This is a genomic window from Rhodococcus sp. Eu-32 (assembly GCF_003336925.1).
In the GTDB taxonomy this organism is placed as follows: domain Bacteria; phylum Actinomycetota; class Actinomycetes; order Mycobacteriales; family Mycobacteriaceae; genus Rhodococcoides; species Rhodococcoides kyotonensis_B.
In genome coordinates, this window is record NZ_QGNK01000014.1 from 146,583 (window position 1) to 168,408 (window position 21,826).

Consider the following 21,826-nt stretch of genomic DNA (forward strand, 5'->3'; position numbering starts at 1 on the left):
GGCCTTTCGTCCATGTCGACCAGGTCTCCGGTTCAGCCTACCGACGTGAGCCGCATGCCGGTCAGGACTCGAACGCGGACGGGAAGATCTGACGGTACGTCGGGATACCGGCGATCGTCGTCGCGTCGAGCAGCGCACGCACGATGGCACGTTCGACGACGTCGGCGGCAACCGCCGTGACCGCGTCGAGCACCGGCAGATCCTGCATGAACGCCGTCGGCATCGACGTCTCGCTGACCACCGACCTGGTCCCGGTCGACAACGCGAAGATCGTGTCACCGTCCAGCGGCGAGTGAGCCGGCCTGATCGCACGGGCGAGCCCGTCGTGCGCGGCGACTGCGACGCGTTTGCACGCCGACGCCGACAGATCCACGTCGGTCGCAACGACGCCGATCGTCGTGTTGAGTGCGGTTCCCTTCGGTGCGAGAGCGTTCGCGTTCCACAGCTCGTGCACGTCGGGCTTGCGCATGCCGAATGCCTTGGCCCCCTGCGAACCGACTCCCCAGGGCAAGCCGGTGCGCGGGTCGAACACCGAGCCAACCGGATTGGTGACGATCAGCGCACCGACGGTGACGCCGTCCGCCGGCCCACCCTCGACGACGATGCTCGCCGTGCCCACGCCGCCCTTGAGTACGCCGGCGCGTGCGCCGGTGCCCGCGCCGACCGAGCCGGTGGCGAAATCCTCGGCGGCAGCCGCGGCGGCCCGATAGCCGAACTCGGCGGTCGGTCGAACGGCCCAGTCCCCCACCGGAAGATCGAAGACGACGGCCGCAGGAACGATGGGCACGACTTGGTCGGGACTGCCCATCGCGATGCCGTGACCGTGCTCCTCCAGCCACCGCATGACACCGTCGGCCGCGGCGAGTCCGTACGCACTGCCGCCGGTCAGCAACACCGAGTTGACTTGCTGCACAGAATGACTCGGATCGAGCAGATCGGTTTCACGAGTTCCCGGTCCGCCACCACGCACGTCGACCGCGGCCACCGCGCCTCCCAGCGCGCGCACGACGGTACACCCTGTCGCCGCCCCCGAGCCGAGCTGCGTGTCGGGATCGATCTCGTGATGGTGCCCGACGAGCAGGCCGGCGACGTCGGTCAGTGAATCCTTCGGGCCTGCCCCCAAGAGGTGCTCCTACGGAGTGAGGACCTGCACCAGAGAATCCTGCATCCAGGTCAGCCAGTGGTACACGTCGAGGTGCGGAGCTCGCGGATCGCCCTCGTCGAGAACTTCCGGGGTGTCGGCGTCGATACCCAGAGTCGTTCCGAGGGCCAATCGTACGTCGTTGAGTCCCATCAGCCACGCGTCTGCTTGCTCGGGTGTCAGCGCGATCTTCCCGCCGTCGGCAGGCAGGGTGCGGAGTATGACGGCTCCCGCGGCGAGCTTCTCGTCGATGATCTCCGGCTCGTGCAGGCCACGCAACGCACCGTTGAGATCGGCGGTGTCGGCGGATTCGTCGTCGCCGCGGTGGAAATCGGGCAGCAGACGTGCGAGCGCCGCGTCGTCGGGCGGCGTGCTGTGCCCGGTGCGCAGACCGGTCAGCTGCGCGAGTTCGTCGGTCGGTGCGTTCTTGGAACGTTCGCTCAACAACCCGAGGACGGATTCGACGAGCGAGCGCAGCACGGTTGCCTCGCGCGCATCCATCTCCGAACGAATCTTAGTTCCGCCGAGTGAATTCTTCCTACTCCACGTGCGCACAGCTGTTGGAACCCCGTCTCTGGTGCATCGAAGGAATCCGCGTTCGGATTCGCGCTACTTGTCCTGCTGCATCGTCGCCCAGAGACCTGCCGCGTGGAGCCTGCGCACGTCGTTCTCCATCTTGTCGCGTTCACCGCTCGACACGACTGCCTTGCCCTCGGAGTGCACCTGCATCATGAGCTCGGTGGCCTTGGCTTTGCTGTAGCCGAACAGCTTCTGGAAGATGAAGGTGACGTAGTGCATCAGGTTCACCGGGTCGTCCCAGACGATGGTCACCCAGGGCACATCCTGCGCCTCGTCCCTCGCCACGGCCTCGGTCTCGGCGGGTACCGCCTGGGGTGAAGCGGCCAGCGTCGGCGATGCGCCCACCCTGCCCACGGTCACTCGTGCCGTCGATGAAGCCATGGGAACAGCGTACGACGCGATGCACGAAGTACACACCCTCACCCCCGCGCCTCGTACTGTTGTCCCTGTGTCTCAACCCTCGACGGACGAATCCGACAATACGGGCACGGTGCGTAGTACCGCGCTGTTCACCGACCAGTACGAGCTGACGATGCTGTCGGCGGCCCTCGCCGACGGTTCGGCGAACACGCCGTGCAGCTTCGAAGTCTTCGCGAGGCGCCTGCCCGGTGGCCGCCGCTACGGCGTCGTTGCCGGAACGGGCCGGTTTCTGAGTGCGCTGAGTCGCTTCCGATTCGGCGAGGAGGAACTCGACACCGTGTCGTCGTTCCTCGATCGCACGACACTGGACTGGCTGTCGTCCTACCGCTTCACCGGCGACATAGACGGCTACCGCGAAGGCGATCTCTACTTCCCCGGCTCACCAGTGCTGTCCGTGCGCGGAACCTTCGCCGAGTGCGTCGTACTCGAAACGCTCGCACTGTCGATCCTCAATCACGACAGCGCCATCGCCTCCGCGGCCGCGCGCATGGTCACCTCCGCCGGAGACCGACCGCTCATCGAGATGGGATCGCGGCGCACCCACGAGGAGGCGGCCGTCGCGTCGTCGCGGGCGGCGTATCTCGCCGGCTTCTCCGCGACGTCGAACCTCGAAGCCGTTCGCCGACACGGCGTTCCGGGGGCAGGTACGTCGGCGCACGCGTTCACGTTGCTGCACACCGGTCCCGACGGACCCGACGAGAAGGCCGCGTTCGCAGCCCAGGTCCGCACCCTCGGGGTCGGCACGACGCTGTTGGTCGACACCTACGACATCACGCAGGGCGTCGCCAACGCCATCGCCGTCGCAGGACCCGAACTCGGCGGCGTCCGCATCGACTCCGGTGATCTCGGCGTCCTCGCCCGTCAGGTGCGCCAGCAACTCGACGATCTCGGGGCGACCCGTACGAAGATCGTCGTCTCCGGCGACCTCGACGAGTACGCCATCGCGGCCCTGCGCGCCGAACCCGTCGACAGCTACGGCGTCGGAACCTCCCTCGTGACGGGTTCTGGCGCACCCACCGCGGGCATGGTCTACAAGCTCGTCGCGGTCGACGACCGTCCCGTCGCCAAGCGCAGCAGTCACAAGGAATCACGCGGAGGTAGAAAGGCCGCCACGCGCACGACCCGCGACACGGGCACGGCCGTCGAGGAGATCGTGCATCCACTCGGCAGCGCGCCGACCGTCGACGCCGATTTGACGGCCGTCGAACTGAGCGTGCCGATGGTGCGCGGCGGTGAACTCGTCGCGGACCGGCCCACCCTGAAGGAGTCTCGCGAACTGCTGGCCGGACGTCTCGTCAGCCTGCCGTGGGAGGGATTGAAGCTGTCGCAGGGAGAACCGGCGCTGCCGACGCGGTTCGTCTGATGCGCTTCGCGCCCGTGCGTGCATAGTTGGGCCAGGGTCCAACTATGCACGCACGGGCGGCGCAGCCGCACTCGTGGGGCAGTAGGCTGCTCCGGTGCCGTCTTCGACCGAACTCCCCACCGTGCCCGCATTGCTGAAGACCGCGGTGCACGCGCTGGGAGGCAAGGAGCGGACCAACCAGCTGACGATGGCGTCGGCCGTCGCGCATTCCATCGACACCGGGCAACATCTCGCGGTGCAGGCAGGCACGGGCACGGGCAAGTCGCTCGCGTATCTGGTGCCGAGCATTCGACACGCGGTCGAGTCGGGGCGCACCGTCGTGGTCTCGACGGCGACGATCGCGCTGCAGCGCCAGCTCGTCGACCGCGACCTCCCCCGGCTCGCGGACGCGTTGAAGGACGCCGTCGGACGCCGGCCGAGGTTCGCGATCCTCAAGGGCCGCAACAACTATCTGTGCATGAACAAGATTCACACCGGCGCATCCGAGGAAGCACCGGAAGCCGAACTGTTCGACGCGTTCGCCGTGTCCCGGCTAGGCCGTGAAGTGGTCCGGTTGACCGAGTGGTCGTCGAACACCGACACCGGGGACCGTGACGATCTGACTCCGGGCGTCAGCGACCAAGCGTGGCGGCAGGTCAGCGTCAGCGCACGCGAATGCCTCGGCAAATCCCGGTGCCCGGTCGGCGAGGACTGCTTCGCCGAACGCGCCCGCGCCGAGGCGTCGCAGGTCGATGTGGTCGTCACGAATCACGCACTTCTGGCCATCGACGCCATCACCGGCATCCAGATACTCCCCGAGCACGACGTCGTGGTCATCGACGAGGCACACGAACTCGTCGACCGTGTCACCGGTGTCGCCACGTCCGAACTGTCCGCCTCCACCATCACCGCCGCGGCCCGCCGCAGCAACAAGCTGATCGAGGAAGAGATCGTCGACGCGCTCGAGGGGGCCGCCGAGAACTGGGCTGCCGTACTCGAGGACATGCCACCCGGACGGTGGGCGGCGCTGCCGGAGGGCGTCGACGCGGCCCTCGCATCGATTCGCGACTCGGCGTGGGCAGTGCGGACAGCGATCGGCCCGAGCCGCGGTGGACAGGCCACGATGGATCCCGAGGCAGCCGCGGCTCGCAACGCGGCGCTGGTGGCCGTCGACGAGGTGCACGACAGCGCCGTGCGCATACTCACCGCATTCGACGAGCCGGATCCGGCCAAGCGCAAGGACGTCGTCTGGCACGCGGTCGACGACTTCCGCGGGTCGGTCAAACGGACCGTGCGCATGGCGCCGCTGTCGGTGGGCGGGTTGTTGCGCAGCCGTCTGTTCGCAGAATCCACCGTCGTCCTGACGTCGGCGACGCTCACCGTCGGCGGCTCCTTCGACGGCCTGGCCGTCAACTGGGGCCTACCCGCCGAGAACTCCGGACGCAGCGACACGGCGACGGCGACGGGCACCGAGGCGCCGTCGGACACGGGGTCGATCCATTGGAACTCACTCGACGTCGGCTCTCCGTTCGACCACGCGAAGTCCGGGATTCTGTATGTGGCGCAACATCTTTCGCCACCCGGGCGTGACGGTCTGTCGCCGCAGTACCTCGACGAGATCGAACAACTCGTCACCGCAGCCGGTGGCCGCACGCTCGGGCTGTTCTCGTCGATGCGCGCGGCGAAAGCAGCAGCCGAGGAGATGCGCGAACGCCTCGACACCCCGGTGCTGTGTCAGGGCGACGACTCGACGGGCGCGCTCGTGAAGAAGTTCGCGGACGACGAAGCCACGTCGCTGTTCGGCACCCTGTCGCTGTGGCAGGGCGTCGACGTGCCCGGTCCGTCACTGAGCCTGGTCATCCTCGACCGCATTCCGTTCCCGCGGCCCGACGACCCTCTGCTCGTGGCGCGGCAGCAAGCCGTCCAATCCCGTGGCGGCAACGGCTTTCTCGCGGTCGCCGCGAATCATGCCGCATTGCTGCTCGCCCAGGGTGTGGGTCGACTGCTGCGCAGCGTCGACGACCGGGGCGTCGTCGCGATGCTCGATTCACGCCTCGTCACCGCCCGCTACGGCGGTTACCTCAGGGCCTCGCTACCACCGTTCTGGGAAACGTCGGACCCCGAGGTGGTGCGCAGGGCTCTGACCCGGCTGGCCGAAAGCCGTTGAGGCCGGGAGTGGAGCCTGCAGGAACGACCCTTCAGGAACGGCCCGTCAGGGCCGAGCCGAATTCACGAGGCCGAGTTCGGAGTCGCTCGCCAGTAGCTCGTGGTGCGGCAGAACCCGGACGGTGTAGCCGACGGCACCACTCAGTGGCAGCTCGGTGTCGACCGTGAAGGCCTCGCCGAGCGCATCGGTACCGGTGTGCACCATCTCCACGTACCGTACGTCGGTGAGTTCGTCCTCGGCGTCGACGCAGCCGATCGCGGCCTGCACCACGACGTCCGACGGCTCGAGCGCGCCGAGCCGAACGTACGCTCGCAGAGTGAGTTTCGCACCGATCACCGGCGTGTCCGGCAGCCCTTCGCTGTCCACCTGAACGACGTCGACCGCATCCCATTCCGCTTCCACGCGACGACGGTATGCCGCAACGTCTTTCGCACCCACGTGCCCGTCGGCGTCGACGGTGCGCGCCGCACGCGCGGCAGGTCCGTAGTACCCGAGCGTGTAGTCGCGCACCATACGCGAGGCCAATACCTGCGGTCCGAGATGCTCCAGCGTGTGACGCACCATCTCGATCCACCGCGTCGGGATGCCGTCGGTACGGTCGTAGAACTTCGGCAACACCGACTGCTCGAGCAGTTCGTACAGCGCGGCGGCTTCGAGGTCGTCGCGACGGTTCTCGTCGGTGACGCCGTCGGCAGTCGGTATCGCCCAACCGTTCTCACCGTCGTACATCTCGTCCCACCACCCGTCGCGGATGGACAGATTCAGCCCACCGTTGAGCGCGGACTTCATCCCCGACGTGCCGCACGCCTCGAGCGGACGCAGCGGGTTGTTGAGCCAGACGTCGCATCCCCAGTACAGGAACTTGGCCATCGACATGTCGTAGTCCGGCAGGAACACGATGCGATGACGAACGTCGTGCTGGTCGGCGAAGCGGACGATCTGCTGGATGAGGGCCTTGCCGCCGTCGTCGGCCGGATGCGACTTGCCCGCCACGACGAGCTGAACCGGGCGGTCGGGGTCGAGCAGCAACCGGCGCAGCCGCTCGGGCTCGCGCAGCATGAGCGTCAGCCTCTTGTAGGTCGGCACCCGTCGGGCGAAGCCGACCGTCAACACATCGGGATCGAAAACACCTGCGGTCCAGCCTATTTCGGCCTCGGTCGATCCTCGTTCGAGCGCCGAACGGCGGACGCGTCGACGCACCTCGTCGACGAGCTGAGCGCGCAACGCATTCCGCGTGTTCCACAGCGTTGCCGACGACACGTTCTCGAGCTGTTCCCAGCCGCGTGCCTCCTGCAGGGCTTGCTCCCCGACCGTCTCCTGAGCGAGTTCGAGCCATTCCCGCGCGGCCCACGTCGGCGCATGGACACCGTTGGTGACCGAACCGATCGGCACCTCGGCAGCGTCGAATCCGCGCCACAGATCGTTGAACATCTCGCGGCTGACGATGCCGTGCAGCTTCGACACACCGTTGGCGCGCTGGCCGAGCCGCAGCCCCATGTGCGCCATGTTGAAGACCGAACGGTCCGCCTCGGCGCCCAGCGCGAGAATGCGGTCCATCGGCAGCCCGGGCAGCAGCGCCGACTCCGCGCTGCCGTCGTCGCTGCCGAAATAGTGACGCACGAGGTCGGCCGGGAACCGGTCGATGCCGGCCGGGACGGGGGTATGCGTCGTGAACACGGTCCCTGCCCGCACCGACGCCAGCGCCGCGTCGAAATCGAGCCCTCCACCGGTGACGAGTTCGCGGATGCGTTCGGCACCGAGGAAGCCTGCGTGTCCCTCGTTCATGTGGAACACCTCGGGATCGGGCAGCCCGTGTGCGTTCGTGTAGGCGCGGATGGCGCGCACGCCGCCGATCCCGGCGAGAATCTCCTGCTTGATGCGATGGTCCCGGTCGCCGCCGTACAGACGGTCGGTCACTCCTCGCAATTCCGGGTCGTTGTCGGCGATGTCGGAGTCGAGCAGCAGCAGCGGGACTCGGCCGACCTGGGCGATCCAGACTCGCGCCCGGAGCACGCGTCCACCCGGCATCGACACGTGGATCAGAACCGGCGCATCCGACGCATCGGTCAGCAACCGCAAGGGCAGCCCCTGCGGATCGAGCGACGGATACCGCTCGGCCTGCCAACCGTCCGCCGTCAGGGATTGACGGAAATATCCCGAGCGATACAGCAGACCGACACCGATGAGCGGAAGGCCGAGATCCGACGCAGCCTTGAGATGATCACCCGCAAGGATGCCGAGTCCACCCGAATAATTGGGCAGCACTTCGCTGACGCCGAACTCCATGGAGAAGTAGCCGATACTCGACGGCATCGACGCGTCGGACTGCTGCAGTTTCTGGTACCAGAGCGGACGCGAGAGGTAGTCACGCAAGTCGGCGTCCAATGCGCCGAGGCGCTCGACGAACTCCGCGTCCGACGCCAGTTCCTCCAGCCTCGACGGTCCGACGGCACCCAGCAGCCCGACGGGATCGCGATCCAGCTCGGACCACAGCTTCGGGTCGATGTCCTCGAACAGCCGCTGCGTCGGCGGGTGCCATGACCAGCGAAGGTTTGTCGACAACTCGGCCAGGGCATTCAGGCGCTCGGGCAGGTGGGCTCGGACAGTGAACCGACGCAAAGCTTTCACGGGTCGAACCCTACCCACCCCGAGGCGACCGTGCACCGACTTGTCGACGCCTCTTTGCACGGTCGGCCTGTCCGTGCGACGAGAGCGAAGGCGAGGTCACTGCACTACGGTTGTCTCTAGGAACACGCCGACCAACAGTTACTCGAACGGCCGCACCGAGTGTGGCTCAGCCCCTAGCCAAGAACGGAGCGTGAAGTGACAGGTCGACTCGGTATCGACAATGTCCTTCCGGACACGACTACCGGAAAGTACCCCGCGAAAGCGGTGGTAGGCGAAGCATTTCCGGTGTCGGCGGACGTATGGAGAGAAGGCCACGACGCGGTGGCGGCAACGCTTGCCGTGCGCGGGCCGGGGATACGCACTCCCCTGCGCATCACGATGACGCCCGGCCGGGAGCCCGACACGTTCGATGCGGTGTTCACACCCACGACACCCGGTTACTGGATCTGTCGCATCGAGGCGTGGAGCGATCCCGTCGCCACATGGCGGCACGCGGTGGAAGCGAAACTGGGCGTCGGCCAGAGCGCCGCGGATCTCGCGAACGATCTCGAGGTCGGCGCTCAGATCTTCGAGCGTGCCGCGAAAGGTGTTCCGCGCGGGGACAGGTCCCTGCTGCAGGATGTGTCCGCGGCGTTGCGCGATACCGACCGTCAGTTGCCGGCACGCGTCGCTCCCGCGTTCGCGCCCGGTGTCGTCGAATTACTGCACGAGTATCCCCTTCGTGAACTGATCACGCGCTCGAACGCCATCAACATCTGGGTCGATCGTGCCCGCGCACTCAACGGCTCGTGGTACGAGTTCTTCCCCCGCTCGACCGGCGGATGGAACGAGGACGGCAGTCCGCGTCACGGCACGTTCGCGACCTCGATCGAGCAGTTGCCCCGCATCGCGCGAATGGGCTTCGACATCGTCTACCTGCCGCCGATCCACCCGATCGGCACCGTCAACCGCAAGGGTCCGAACAACACTCTGACCCCGGGCCCGGAGGATGTCGGCTCACCGTGGGCCATCGGGTCGAAGGACGGTGGGCACGACGCCATCCACCCGGAGTTGGGTACCGAAGCCGACTTCCGCGCGTTCGTCGACGCAGCACGGGCGCTGGATCTCGAGGTCGCATTGGACTTGGCGTTGCAGGCGGCTCCCGATCATCCCTGGGCTGCGAAGCATCCCGAGTGGTTCACCGTTCTGCCCGACGGCACCATCGCCTACGCGGAGAACCCACCGAAGAAGTACCAGGACATCTACCCCGTCAACTTCGACAACGACCGCCGAGGGATCTACAACGAGGTTCTTCGCGTCGTCAGGCACTGGATCTCGTTGGGAGTCAAGGTCTTTCGAGTCGACAATCCACACACGAAGCCACCGGACTTCTGGGAGTGGCTGATCGCCGAGGTCAAGAAGAGCGATCCCGACGTTCTCTTCCTGGCCGAGGCGTTCACGAGACCGGCTCGTATGTACGGCTTGGCGATGCGCGGATTCACCCAGTCCTACACGTATTTCACGTGGCGGACCGCGAAGTGGGAACTGACCGAGTTTGCGCAGGAGCATGCACGACGCGCCGACGACGCCCGGCCCAACCTGTTCGTCAACACCCCGGACATCCTGCACGAGAGTCTGCAGCACGGCGGTCCCGGCATGTTCGCCCTGCGGGCCGCACTCGCTGCGACACTGTCGCCGACGTGGGGTGTGTACTCCGGATACGAACTGTTCGAGCATCAGGCGGTGCGCCCCGGCAGCGAGGAGTACCTCGACTCCGAAAAGTACCAACTGCGTCCGCGTGACTTCGAAGGAGCGTTGGCCCGAGGCGAATCGCTCGAGCCGTGGCTCACCTCGCTGAACGCCATCCGACGGGCGCATCCAGCGCTACAACAGTTGCGCAACATCCACTTTCACGCCGTCGACAACGACGCCCTCATCGCCTACTCCAAGTTCGATCCGGGCACGGGCGATTCGGTTCTCGTCGTCGTCAACCTGAATCCGTTCGGCCCGGAAGAGGGAACGATCTGGCTCGACATGCCGCAGCTCGGACACGACTGGCACGACACGATGACCGTCACCGACGAGGTCAGCGGCCAGCAGTTCAACTGGGGGCAAACGAATTTCGTCAGGTTGGAGCCATGGAAGGCGGTGGCGCACATATTGACGCTTCCGCCCATCCCCTACCCGGCGCGACTCGAGCTGGCATACCGCGGCAACCGGAAGTGAGTGGGGAGCCTACATGACCGACAATCCGACGAATCCAGACATCGCACCTCCCGACACAGGCGATCTCGAGCTGATCGCCCAAGGGCGGCACTACGATCCGCATTCGATTCTCGGTGCGCACGCGGTTCCGGGCGGCACCGCCATTCGCGCGCTCAAACCGAACGCCGAATCCGTCGTCGCGCGCATCGGTGGCGTCGACCACCCGCTGACGCACGTCGCCCACGGAGTCTTCAGCGTCCTCGTGCCGTTCGAGAACTTGATGGACTATCGGCTCGTCGTCACGTGGCCTGGCGGTCACGTGACGGAATCGGCGGACGGCTACCGCTTCCTCCCCACCCTGGGTGAGCTGGATCTGCACCTGTTCGGCGAAGGCCGTCACGAACGCCTGTGGGACATCCTCGGCGCGCACCAGCAGAACTACACGACGCCCGACGGCGACGTCAGCGGCACGTCGTTCGCGGTGTGGGCGCCTGCCGCCTCGGGCGTCACCGTGATCGGTGACTTCGACGGCTGGACCGGACAGAGCTTCCCGATGCGCGCGCTCGGTTCGACCGGCGTGTGGGAGCTGTTCGTTCCCGACATCGGCCCCGGCACGATCTACAAGTACCGCGTGCACGGCTCGGACGGCGTCGTCCGTGACAAGGCCGATCCGATGGCATTCGCCACGGAGATTCCGCCTGCAACCGCCTCGGTCGTGACGAGTTCGACGTTCGAATGGTCCGACGACGAGTGGCTGGACACCCGCGCCGGAATCGAACCCACGCAGGCCCCGATGTCGGTGTACGAGGTGCATCTCGGGTCGTGGCGTGCCGGACTCGGCTACCGCGAGATGGCCGAGCAGTTGGCCGACTACGTGCTCGAGACCGGCTTCACCCACGTCGAACTACTCCCCGTTGCCGAGCATCCGTTCGGTGGGTCGTGGGGTTATCAGGTGACGTCGTACTATGCGCCGACGTCGCGCTTCGGCAGTCCCGACGACTTTCGTTACTTCGTCGACCATCTGCACGACAAGGGCATCGGCGTCATCGTCGACTGGGTGCCCGCGCATTTCCCCAAGGACGAGTGGGCGCTCGCGCGGTTCGACGGCGGGCCGCTCTACGAACACGGCGATCCTCGACGCGGTGAGCAACTCGACTGGGGCACACTGGTTTTCGACTTCGGCCGCCGGGAGGTACGCAATTTCCTCGTCGCCAACGCGCTCTTCTGGCTCGACGAGTTCCACATCGACGGTCTGCGCGTCGACGCGGTGGCCTCGATGCTCTACCTGGACTACTCACGCCCGGAAGGCGGCTGGACTCCCAACATCTACGGTGGCCGCGAAAACCTCGAGGCCGTGTCGTTCCTGCAGGAGATGAACGCGACGGTCCACAAAAAGTTCCAGGGCGTCGTCACCGTCGCCGAGGAGTCGACGGCGTGGCCCGGCGTCACGCGTCCGACCAACGTCGGCGGACTCGGATTCAACATGAAATGGAACATGGGGTGGATGCACGACACCCTGGGATTCCTCGGACGCGATCCGATTCACCGAAGCTTCCACCACCACGAGATCACGTTCTCGCTGGTGTACGCGTGGAGTGAGAACTACGTCCTGCCGATCAGTCACGACGAGGTCGTCCACGGCAAAGGCACGTTGTGGACCCGTATGCCGGGCGACGACCACGCCAAGGCGGCAGGCATGCGCGGCATGCTCGCCTACATGTGGGCGCACCCAGGCAAGCAGTTGTTGTTCATGGGCCAGGAGTTCGGGCAGACCAGGGAGTGGTCGGAGGAGCGCAGTCTCGACTGGCACCAACTCGACGAGGGTCCACTGCACCGCGGCGTGCTGACGTTGGTCAGTGACCTCAATGCCGTCTACCGCGAGCATCCGTCACTGTGGACGCTCGACACGTCGCCGAGCGGCTACTCGTGGATCGATGCCAACGACACGGAGAACAACGTTCTCAGCTTCCTGAGGTACGGAACGGATGGTTCCGTCGTCGCGTGTATCTTCAACTTCTCGGGTGTCACACACGACAACTATCGTGTCGGTCTACCCGAGCCCGGTCGTTGGATCGAGATCTTGAACACCGATGCAACCTCGTACGGCGGTTCGGGTGTGGGCAATCTCGGAGAGGTAACGGCTACATCGCACTCGTGGCATGGCCGACCGTCGTCTGCACAGGTCGCGCTTCCCGCCAACGGCGCGATCTGGATCAAACTGGAGCGTTAGATGAGTGGCGGTCGCACCCGACACACACTGTGGGCGACCGCCCTCGTAGCTCTTGCACTCGTCACCGGGTGCAGCCAATCCGTCGACGGCCGAGCGGTCTCCATCTACGAGAACCCGTTCACCGTCGCCGGTCTGCCGGTCACCGACGGCCCCAGCGGTCCGCGTCCCGGCGTACCCGACTCGACGCTCGAGGTCCGAGGCTCGGAGGGCACCGACTCCGATCTCATCGCCACCAACGCCATCGACGACATCCAGCGCTACTGGACCGACACCTATCCCGAGTTGTTCCAGGGCCAGAAGTTCACTCCGGTGTCCCAGCTGATTTCGTGGGACGCGAGTGAGGACGAGGGCAGCGGCCTTCGGTTCTGTGGAACGCGAACCGGCGGTGTGCCCAATGCGGCGTATTGCTCACGCGACCGCACCATCGGGTGGGATCGCACTATCCTGCTTCCTGCGTTGATCGACGCGTTCGGCCCGATGTCGGTCGTCATGGTCATCGCGCACGAGTACGGCCACGCCATTCAGTACCAGTCGGCTCTCGTCGGGGACGACACTCCGACCATCGTCGCCGAGCAGCAAGCTGACTGTTTCGCCGGCGCGTTCATCCGGCACGTCGCCGAGAACGAAGCTCCGCACTTCACGATCAATACGTCCGACGGCCTGAACGGAGTCCTCGCAGCGACAGTGGCCGTGCGCGACGTCGACCCCAACGATCCGGATTCCGTGCACGGATCGGCATTCGAGCGTGTGACCGCGGTTCAGATCGGATTCACCGACGGTGCCGCGGCGTGCACCGCGATCGACGAGGCCGAGATCGACGCGCGGCGAGCCGACCTGCCGCAGAAGCTTAGCAACACCGACGACGACGGCGAACTGCCGGTCACGACCGAGACGCTGCAAGCGTTCGTGCGGTCGTTCGAGAAGCTGCTCGCGTTGCAGAACCCACCGACGGTCGACTACGACGGCACCGACACCGGCTGTCCGGAGGGCACGACGACCGAGCCGGTGTCGTACTGCGCGTCGACCAACATGATCGGCGTCGACGTCGATGCGCTGGCCGAAGTCGGTACCGCCGAGCGGCCGCGGCGGGGCGACGTCATTCCACTCAACGTGTCGGGCGACTACAGCGCGTACGTACTCTTCGCATCGCGCTACACCCTCGCGGTGCAGAAAGAGGCCGGACAACCTCTGGACAACCCGCAGACGGCACTGCGTTCCGCGTGCTTGTCCGGCGTCATCACCGCGGGTCTCAGCGCCGAGAACATCGACGCGGCGACGGATCTCGAAGTGTGGCTTTCCCCGGGCGACCTCGACGAGGCAGTGTCGGGCCTGCTGAGCGACGGCCTGACCGCCAGTGACATCGACGGAGTCACGCTGCCGAGCGGCTTCTCCCGAGTCGACGCGTTTCGCTCGGGAGTCCTCGGCGGACGCGAGGCGTGCAACGTCCGCTACCGCTGAGCGTCAGTACAGCGCGGCGGCCAACTTACGACGCGCCGAGACCACGACGGCATCACCGGAATCGAACAGTTCGAACAGCTCCAGCAGGCGTGTCCGCAACTGCGTGCGATCGTCGCCTGCGGTCCGCTTGATGCCGGCGATCAACCGGTCGAACGCCGCCTCGGCGTTCTGCTCGGACAGCTCGACGTCCGCGGCCTCGATCTGCGCAGCCACGTCCGACGGGTCGGCGTCGGCCTTGGTGACCGCATCGGCGTCGAGGTTCTGCACCCGAGCCAGAAATTTCACCTGACGCAGTGCAGCTTTCGCGTCGGTATTCGACGGCTCGGCATCGACGATCGCCTGATACGCGGCGATCGCCTTGTCGAAATCACCCTCGTCGAGCGCTTCCTCGGCTGCGACGAAGCGGGGATCCTCGGGCTCGGGTTCGTCCTCCTCGGACGTCGCTCCGGGAGGTCCGCTGAGCTTGCCTTCCGTGGCCTGCAGAATCGCGTCGAGCCACCGGCGCAGTTGTTCCTCCGGCTGTGAACCCTGGAAGTCGGCGAGCGGCTGCCCACCTGCCACGGCGACGACCGTCGGGATGGCCTGGACGCCGAACGCCTGCGCGACCTGTGGGGTGCTGTCGACGTCGACGCGGGCATGCACCCACGTGCCGTTCGCTTCGACGGCCAATTGCCCGAGCTGACGCGTCAGCGCCACCGACTGCGGTGAGCGAGAAGAACCCAGGTCGACGACGACCGGAACCTGCATGGAACGTTGCAGAACTTCTGCCTCGAACGTCGCGGCGGTCACGTCGACGATGGGAGCCAGTCCGCTCCCACCATCGGTGTTGTCGGCCGCGGGCGGCGGTGCGGGACGATCCTTCAGTCCCGAGAGATCGACGGCGCCGGCGATGGAGGCCGGTACGGCTGCAGGCGGACGGGCTGACGAGCGGGAACCGGGTCGAGTCACGTCCTACAGTTTGTCACTAACCCGGTTCGGTCACTACCGGCGAGGTCGGCTATACGACTCCCGCACCCTTCGAGATCGCGGGCTGCGACGTGATCGATTCGGCCAGGCGGCCCGTCCGTGCGGCCCACACTTCGAAGACGACGGTCCCGAAGGGCGGGATGCTCGCAACCAGCGCGAGCAGCGTCGTCACGACGTTCCACTTCAGCTTGACGGCGGTGACGATCGCGATGAGAACATAGATCACGAAAACCGCACCGTGGATCGGTCCGAAGATCTTCACGCCGATCTCGTTGCCGTCGGCGGGGATGTACTTGAACGCCATTCCGATCAGCAGTCCCAGCCAGGTGAAGGCCTCGAGAACCGCGACGAATCGAAAACGCTTGGCCGTCGTGCTCAGGTCGAAGAAGTTCAGCATGGCGACTATTGTGCCCGAGATCTACGACGCGGCGTAGTGGCTCTGGTCTCACTGCCAGGGCCGCTGCGCGACGAGATGCAGCTGACGCTAACGTCGTCGTATGACCTCCACCACGCCTGCTCCTGCCGGACCTTCCCTGCGGTCCGACCTCGTCACTGCCATCGATCACGTCGGCATCGCGGTGCCGGACCTCGACGCCGCAATCGCCTGGTACACCGAGCACCTGGGAATGGTGTCGACGCACGAGGAAGTCAACGAGGAACAAGGTGTTCGCGAGGCGATGCTGTCGCTGCCCGGCGCGTCGTCCGACGCCGCTGCCCTTCAGTTGCTGGCACCTCTGAACGAGTCGTCGACGATCGCGAAGTTCATCGACCGCAACGGACCCGGTCTGCAGCAGCTCGCCTACCGGGTCACCGACATCGACGAGATCTCGTCCGAACTTCGCGGCCGCGGCGTCCGACTGCTGTACGACGCTCCCCGACGCGGCACTGCCGACTCGCGTATCAACTTCATCCACCCGAAAGACGCAGGTGGTGTGCTCGTCGAACTCGTGGAGCCGGCAGCGAACTCGATTCACTGACTTGTCATATGGCTCTCCTACCTACGCACCGGTAAATTGACCGCCATGGCCAACGAGCAAGAGCGCACCGGGGTGCAACTTCCCTTTTCCGTAGTCCGAAAAGGATTCGACCGTGACGAGGTCACGAACTATTTCGAGCGGTTCGACGCCGAGCTTCGGCTGACCACCGCCGATCGTGACGCCGCCGCAGCCCAGGCTCGCGATCTGGCAAAGCAACTCGACGACGCGCGGGACGAAATCGACGAGCTCCGTAAGGACATCGACCGCTTGTCGGTTCCGCCGACCACCGCGGAGGGCATGAGCGACCGCATCTCTCGCATGCTGCGCCTGGCTTCCGACGAGGCATCCGAGGTCCGAGCGAAGGCTCACGCCGAGGCCGAGGAAATGGTGTCGGTCGCCGAGCAGGAGAGCGCGCGACTGCGCGGCCGTCACGAGGCTCTCGTCGTCGAGCTCGAAGATCGTCGCTCCGCACTCGAGACCGAGCACGAGCAGACGATGGCACAGGCCCGCACCGAGGCAGCACGCATCGTCGAGGCAGCGCAGGCCGAGCGGGACAAGTTGGCGGCCGAATCCGAGGCCAAGCGGTCGAAGGTCCAGGAAGACTTCGAGATCACGATGGCCGAGCGTCGCACCAAGATCCTCGCCGCACTCGAGGACCTGGAGTCGTCGAGCAAGGCCGACGCGGCTCACCGCATCGAAGAGGCGACGACCGAAGCGGCCCGACGCCTGCAGGCCGCGACCGAGCAGTCCGAACGTCGAATCGCCCACTCGAAGGAGCTGGCCGAGGAACTACGCGTGCTGCGTAGTCGTGTCCTCGCGCAGCTCTTGGGAATTCGTGGTCAGCTCGACTCCGTGCCCGCGATGCTTGCCTCGGTCAACCGCGAAAGCGAATTGCTCGATGCACCCGAGTCGAACGGCGCACCGAGCAAGGACGACTCGTCGACCGACGACACCGTCGTGCTCGACAAGGAGAAGGCCGACGCGTCGTCGTAGGGTGTGGCTCGGCGCTGGTCTACGACCAGCGCCGCGTCAGTCCGCGGGTCGCTCGACCTGACCAGCAACCCGTATGCCAATGCCGACGGTTCTCCGGTCCACCCAGATCCGCGGTCGGCCACGCGACTATGTGGGAGACGCCGGGACGGACCTCGTGATCACAGCCCGGGCAGCGATAGGTCTTCGTCGCGCGATTGCCCGGCACGGTCCTGGTCGTGAACTCTTCGTCGGACCAGCCTGCAGGCCCGCTCTCGACGCGGGCGCCGCCCATCAGCGAATCGGGTCGCGAATCACGCGAACCGGAGTTCTTCCGGCTCGATTTACGGTCGTGATTGCGTCGGGGCACGTAGTCGAGTGTAGGAGAGAAGATCAGAACAGACGGAACTCGGTGCTGTCGGTTCCGCGCAGGGCTTCGTAGTCCAACGTGAGGCATCGGATGCCTCGATCGGTAGCGAGCGTCTTCGCCTGTGGCTTGATGACCTGGGCCGCGAACACACCGCTGACCGGCGCCAGAACCGGATCTCGATTGAGCAGTTCCAAGTAGCGCGTCAGCTGCTCGACGCCGTCGATCTCCCCGCGACGCTTGATCTCCACCGCCACCGTGCCACCGTCTGCGTTGCGGCACAACAGATCTACGGGGCCGATCGCCGTCATGTATTCACGACGGACGAGGGTGTACCCCTCCCCGAGCGTCTCGACATGTTCGGCCAACAATTCCTGAAGGTGCGCTTCCACGCCGTCCTTCACCAGGCCTGGGTCGACGCCGAGCTCGTGGCTCGAGTCCAGTTCGACGTCGTCGATCGTGATGCGGAGTTCTTCGCCCGCCTTGTTCGTCACGACCCAGTTGACGGTGCCGTCGTCGGTCGTCTCGGTCAACCAGCACGGCGGGCTCATCCAGTTCAACGGCTTGTATGCGCGGTCGTCGGCGTGAACGCTGACCGACCCGTCGGACTTGACGAGGAGCAACCGGCGGGCCGACGGAAGATGAGCGGTCAGACGGCCGACATAGTCCACTTGGCAACGAGCAATTACGAGACGCACTCGCCCACCCTAAGCCAGACCGACCAGTAGTCTGTGACAACCATGCCGCAACTGAGTCGATCCGTAGCGCCTCTAGGATCACGCCTTCTCGGCGACACATCCGAGTCCCCGCGTCGTCGACGCGTGCGCGTTCAGATACTGCTGACGATATTTCTGCTCGCCGCGAACCTCATCGGTGCTCTGATCGTCGGAGTGCTCGTGTCCGTCGTCGTTCCCGGGCCGGATGTGCTTCGGCTGGACCGCTATTGGTGGGTCAACTTCATCGTCATCCCCGTCTATGTCGCGTGCGCGTTCGCCGTCGGGGTTCTGTGGGGCACGACGCGCGCATTGCGCGCACTTCGATGGGCTATCGAGGACCGCACACCCACGCGGCAGGAGCAGGTCACGACCCTGTCCATGCCATGGCAGCTGACCAAGATGCAGATCGTCCTGTGGACGTGCGGTCTTGCCCTCATCACCACCATCGACGGCATAATCGACCCGCAGTCCATCCCCAAAGTGGCGTTCACGATCGGCGCAGGCGGAACCGTCGTTTGTGCCTTCAGCTATCTGCTCAGCGAATTCGCTCTTCGGCCGGCAGCTGCGCGTGCCCTGGAAGCCGGCGATCCCCGACGCATCCGCATCGCCGGGGTGATGGGGCGATCGATCCTGTCGTGGATTCTCGGAACCGGAGTACCTGTCTCCGGGCTCATGATCATCGCGATCTTCAGCTTCATCCGCCCGTACGCGTCCGACGGAACACAGTTGGCAATCGCGATCCTGTCGCTCGGCGGTATCACGTTGGTCTTCGGGCTCCTGTTGACCCTGCTGGGCGGTTTCGCGACGACGGCACCCATCAACAACGTGCGATCCGGCATGGCCGAGGTCGAACGGGGCAACCTCGACGTCCAACTCGCCGTGTACGACGGCACGGAGCTCGGTGAACTGCAGAGTGGCTTCAATCGCATGGCCGAAGGAGTCCGGGACCGCGAGAAGATTCGCGACCTGTTCGGACGCCACGTCGGCCAAGAAGTCGCCGAGGCCGCACTGACCAAGAATCCCGAGCTGGGCGGCGAGGAACGCGAGATAGCGGTGTTCTTCATCGACCTCGTGGGGTCGACGGAACTCGCGGCATCACGTCCACCGACCGAGGTCGTCGAACTGCTGAACAGGTTCTTCGACGTCGTCGTCGACGTGGTCGACGAGCACGGCGGCTTCATCAACAAGTTCGAAGGCGACGCCGCCCTGGCCATCTTCGGTGCACCCGGCGACCTCGAGGACCACTGCGGATCCGCATTGGCAGCAGCCCGCACGATCAGCACTCGGTTGCTCGACGAGGTCCCGGAGTGCAGCGCGGCCGTCGGTGTCGCGTCGGGTCGCGCAGTGGCCGGCAACGTCGGCGCGAAATCTCGGTTCGAATACACGGTCATCGGTGATCCGGTCAACGAGGCCGCACGGCTTTCCGAACTCGCCAAGAACTCCCCCGGCGCGATCCTCGCCTCGAAGAACACCGTCGACCACGCATCAACCTCCGAGGCCGCGCGGTGGAAGTTCGGCGACAGCGTCACCCTCCGCGGCCGTTCGGCGGAGACCGTTCTGGCCTGTCCGACGTCCTGACCGCGAACTCACGCGTCTCCGCAGCCCGACGTCACAACCGCGTGAATGCGTCCAGACCACGGCCGAATGCAGCAAGGCGCTCCGGAAGTCCGTTGTGTCCGCCGTTGACGAGCTCGGACACCCGCACGATCCCCGAGATGTCGGCTGCATTGTTGAGGTTGCGCGAAGACCAGTACCAGACCGCGGTGGTGAAGGCGTACTCCGGCGCTGCCGCAAGGTCGGGGTTCGCAACGAAGTCGACGCCGGTCGCTTGGCTCATCAGTTCGTAGTTGTGTCGGCCGGTCACCTGGATGGCGCCGCGGCCTTTGTAGCGCTCTCCGTCACCAGGCTGGGTGTTGCCGAGGTCGGAACGTCCTTCGTAGGCGCGACCCGACGCATACTCCTCGAACGTGCGGAACCCGTCGGACTCGACGAGCAATTGAGCGACGAACGCAGCTTTACGAATGGGGTTGTCGATTCCGCCGTTGACCATTGCCGCATTGAGCGGGGCGACATAGGTGGCCAACTTGTCCGCCGGAGCCTGTGGGGCGATCGCATCGAGCTGCGCCGCGGTGATGAACGTCGGGGGCGGCGGCGGGACGACCGCCACCTCCGGCACGACTGCGGCCTGAATCTGGGCGGTGCTGCCGTCGGCGGCTACGGCCTGGGCATCGACGTCCGCTGCTTGCGACTGATCGGCTCCCTGTGGTTGCTGTGCTGGCTCGTCGGAATTCGATGTCTGAGGCTCGTCGAGCCGCACCGTCCCCACCGGAAAGCCCTTTGCAACCTCTTCTGTGATCGCCGACGTCGTGACTCTGGGGACCGCGGTAGTGTCGCCGGCTTGCGCGACGCCGACGACGCTCGTGGCGAGAACCGTCGTCGTCGCAGCGGCAATACCGATTCGACGTACGTGCGACGACGCGAGCGCACCGGTCGCTGCTGCGGCCGAACGAATTCGTTGTGCATATGTAGAGGTGAGTGCGGTGGTCGTCGTGGCGGCGAAACCGACTCGACGTGCATATGTGGAAACGTGCAAGGTCCTGCTCCAAAACTTCGGCCGAGGTCTTCGGCCCGTACGTGACTGAGATGCGGGTGCTGTCGGGTAAAACCCGCGGTGGTCACCAACGCGTCGCAAAAAGGTCACATCCAGGTAACGGCGGATCTCGACATGTTTCAAGCAATAGTGATCAGCCCCACGTTGACTTAAAGAAAACAACATGGGTGTAAGTCACGACCGAGACCAGTTCCCCGACGCCGCAACGCCGCCTGCCGGAACAAGGACGCCTCGCAGGACCGAGTTGATCAGGACGGAGAACCCGAACCCGTAAGCAGGTCACGATTCTGTTGTGCCGCACCGGGATTGCGCCACACTGCTGGTGTCGCGATGTGCGCACACAGCCCCGGTCGCACGGCCCTCAGGTACTCAAGGACAGACCACCCGCACCGGAGACACAGGGTCCGAAGACGGTCGTCTGTCGCCTAAAATCAGTGCGGATTCACCTCGACGAGATGGCACAGATCACGTTTGGATCACGAGGCTTCGTGACGTGATGGTTCGACGTTATGGAGCTTTTTCGGCGTCGAAAGTCAGCGGATTTCGGCATCGATGGCCCGCAGGAGCCTCTGGACAGGTTGAATGGTTCATTCATGCCGATGCCGGATGCTGAAAGTTCGCTCTCTCGGAACCGGCGGCCTTCAGTGTTGCCGAATGTAGTCGATTGACGTGTGTACGACGACCGGGCCGACTTGAAACCGACGCGGCAAACCCGCAGCAAGCAACTTGAAGCCGTTGGCACAGCAGATCTTGCGCGCGTAGAGGTGAACACGATCGCTCCCGTAGTCGCTACGAGACCTGACGGTCGAATGACCAGAGATATAGGAACACGGTCGACGAGGTTGTTGCCAAAAAGGCGCTCGGAGGAGGTGCGTAGCGGGGTTTGCTCGTCGATTGCTCTGCAGCGCAGCCGAAGTCGCGTATCGATGGTCCGTGGCAGCGGCTAGACGGGGTGGATGGTTCATTCATGCGGACGCCCTGCCGCCGCCGCGGCCGGTGAGGGCATGGATGGTCCGTGGCAGCGGGTAGACGGGGTGGATGGTTCATTCATGCCGTTCGCCGGCCGGGGTG

The 21,826-nt window shown here is 65.6% G+C and carries 17 protein-coding genes; 8 read left to right on the forward strand and 9 right to left on the reverse strand.

Features of this window, described 5'->3' with window-relative positions; translation table 11 throughout:
* Positions 1-61: 61 nt before the first annotated feature.
* The 3 genes from DK926_RS17770 to clpS are packed head-to-tail and all read right to left on the reverse strand — an operon-like array spanning position 62 to position 2,101.
* The gene (locus tag DK926_RS17770) at positions 62-1,123 is read right to left on the reverse strand and encodes a P1 family peptidase (protein WP_114331501.1); all 1,062 of its coding nucleotides are present in this window, start codon (positions 1,121-1,123) and stop codon (positions 62-64) included.
* A gap of 9 nt (positions 1,124-1,132) precedes the next feature.
* The gene (locus DK926_RS17775; protein WP_114331502.1) at positions 1,133-1,696 is read right to left on the reverse strand and encodes a DUF2017 domain-containing protein; all 564 of its coding nucleotides are present in this window, start codon (positions 1,694-1,696) and stop codon (positions 1,133-1,135) included.
* 54 nt (positions 1,697-1,750) lie between these two features.
* Positions 1,751-2,101, reverse strand: a complete 351-nt coding sequence (clpS, locus tag DK926_RS17780) for an ATP-dependent Clp protease adapter ClpS (RefSeq protein ID WP_174551339.1) — start codon at positions 2,099-2,101, stop codon at positions 1,751-1,753.
* Between clpS and DK926_RS17785 the strand changes: the two genes are divergently transcribed.
* Both DK926_RS17785 and DK926_RS17790 read left to right on the forward strand, forming a co-directional pair.
* Positions 2,067-3,503 (forward strand): nicotinate phosphoribosyltransferase, encoded by a 1,437-nt coding sequence (locus DK926_RS17785; RefSeq protein ID WP_279387094.1) that lies wholly within the window; start codon positions 2,067-2,069, stop codon positions 3,501-3,503. The two genes, clpS and DK926_RS17785, sit on opposite strands and share 35 nt — an antisense overlap.
* A gap of 94 nt (positions 3,504-3,597) precedes the next feature.
* Positions 3,598-5,649, forward strand: coding sequence for an ATP-dependent DNA helicase (locus tag DK926_RS17790; protein WP_114331503.1), 2,052 nt, complete (start codon positions 3,598-3,600; stop codon positions 5,647-5,649).
* A 45-nt stretch (positions 5,650-5,694) separates the two neighbouring features.
* On the opposite strand, the gene glgP is transcribed toward DK926_RS17790, so the two are convergent.
* Complete coding sequence (glgP, locus tag DK926_RS17795; RefSeq protein WP_114331504.1) at positions 5,695-8,277, reverse strand: alpha-glucan family phosphorylase; 2,583 nt, start codon at positions 8,275-8,277, stop codon at positions 5,695-5,697.
* A gap of 195 nt (positions 8,278-8,472) precedes the next feature.
* Here glgP and DK926_RS17800 point away from each other — a divergent pair, with 195 nt between their 5' ends.
* Genes DK926_RS17800 through DK926_RS17810 form a run of 3 tightly spaced genes read left to right on the forward strand, consistent with a single transcriptional unit; the run spans position 8,473 to position 14,149 of the window.
* Complete coding sequence (locus tag DK926_RS17800) at positions 8,473-10,482, forward strand: maltotransferase domain-containing protein (protein WP_114331505.1); 2,010 nt, start codon at positions 8,473-8,475, stop codon at positions 10,480-10,482.
* A 13-nt stretch (positions 10,483-10,495) separates the two neighbouring features.
* Positions 10,496-12,691 (forward strand): 1,4-alpha-glucan branching protein GlgB, encoded by a 2,196-nt coding sequence (gene glgB, locus DK926_RS17805; RefSeq protein WP_114331506.1) that lies wholly within the window; start codon positions 10,496-10,498, stop codon positions 12,689-12,691.
* Entirely contained in the window at positions 12,692-14,149 is a 1,458-nt protein-coding gene (locus DK926_RS17810) for a metallopeptidase (protein WP_114331507.1), read from the forward strand.
* A gap of 3 nt (positions 14,150-14,152) precedes the next feature.
* Here DK926_RS17810 and DK926_RS17815 read toward each other — a convergent pair whose 3' ends face one another.
* Together DK926_RS17815 and DK926_RS17820 are read right to left on the reverse strand one after the other, a co-directional pair.
* Positions 14,153-15,097: a tetratricopeptide repeat protein gene (locus DK926_RS17815; RefSeq protein WP_347812646.1), complete on the reverse strand. Its 945-nt coding sequence runs from the start codon at positions 15,095-15,097 to the stop codon at positions 14,153-14,155.
* A 49-nt stretch (positions 15,098-15,146) separates the two neighbouring features.
* On the reverse strand, positions 15,147-15,521 hold the full coding sequence (locus DK926_RS17820) for a DUF3817 domain-containing protein (protein WP_207890857.1): 375 nt from the start codon (positions 15,519-15,521) through the stop codon (positions 15,147-15,149).
* A 91-nt stretch (positions 15,522-15,612) separates the two neighbouring features.
* Here DK926_RS17820 and mce point away from each other — a divergent pair, with 91 nt between their 5' ends.
* Positions 15,613-16,092, forward strand: coding sequence for a methylmalonyl-CoA epimerase (gene mce, locus DK926_RS17825; RefSeq protein WP_114331509.1), 480 nt, complete (start codon positions 15,613-15,615; stop codon positions 16,090-16,092).
* Between the two features lie 45 nt (positions 16,093-16,137).
* On the forward strand, positions 16,138-17,085 hold the full coding sequence (locus tag DK926_RS17830; RefSeq protein WP_114331510.1) for a hypothetical protein: 948 nt from the start codon (positions 16,138-16,140) through the stop codon (positions 17,083-17,085).
* Between the two features lie 19 nt (positions 17,086-17,104).
* Here the strand turns inward: DK926_RS17830 and DK926_RS17835 are convergent, their stop codons facing one another.
* Positions 17,105-17,431 (reverse strand): ATP/GTP-binding protein, encoded by a 327-nt coding sequence (locus tag DK926_RS17835; protein ID WP_114331511.1) that lies wholly within the window; start codon positions 17,429-17,431, stop codon positions 17,105-17,107.
* Positions 17,432-17,454: 23 nt separating this feature from the next.
* Positions 17,455-18,126 carry an endonuclease NucS gene (gene nucS, locus DK926_RS17840; RefSeq protein WP_068420989.1) on the reverse strand — a complete coding sequence of 224 codons (672 nt, stop codon included), beginning with the start codon at positions 18,124-18,126 and terminating at the stop codon, positions 17,455-17,457.
* A gap of 42 nt (positions 18,127-18,168) precedes the next feature.
* Between nucS and DK926_RS17845 the strand changes: the two genes are divergently transcribed.
* Positions 18,169-19,722, forward strand: a complete 1,554-nt coding sequence (locus DK926_RS17845) for an adenylate/guanylate cyclase domain-containing protein (protein WP_114331512.1) — start codon at positions 18,169-18,171, stop codon at positions 19,720-19,722.
* A 31-nt stretch (positions 19,723-19,753) separates the two neighbouring features.
* Here the strand turns inward: DK926_RS17845 and DK926_RS17850 are convergent, their stop codons facing one another.
* Positions 19,754-20,737, reverse strand: a complete 984-nt coding sequence (locus tag DK926_RS17850; RefSeq protein WP_243636877.1) for a glycoside hydrolase family 19 protein — start codon at positions 20,735-20,737, stop codon at positions 19,754-19,756.
* Positions 20,738-21,826: the final 1,089 nt, after the last annotated feature.